Source organism: Pseudomonas sp. AC229 (genome assembly GCF_979254655.1).
In genome coordinates this window covers 1-260 of sequence record NZ_CEEDHK010000068.1, presented here as the reverse complement: position 1 = coordinate 260, position 260 = coordinate 1, and the positions used below count along the sequence as shown (strand labels likewise).

Sequence of the window (260 nt, the reverse complement as noted above, 5' to 3'; positions counted from 1 at the left end):
TATGGTTGCGGTTGTACAGCAGGTGGTGGGCCGTGATCGTTGCGGCGACGGTGGCTGGGGCGCTGTTGACGAACTGCACCGCATCGCCAGTGGTGATGTGTTCGAACACCACTTTGAGCGTCGGAAACCGCTCCACTACGCGGGTCAGGTGCTCATCGATAAACACCTTCTCGCGGTCGAACACGTCGATCTCGCCGCGCGACACTTCACCGTGAACCAGCAGTGGCAAGCCCACTTCGGCCATGGCTTCCAACACATGA

The 260-nt window shown here is 60.0% G+C and carries 1 pseudogene; it reads right to left on the bottom strand.

Annotated elements, in window-relative coordinates:
* A pseudogene (locus tag AC0IW7_RS24870) lies at positions 1-260 on the bottom strand (dihydroorotase); the annotation flags it as partial.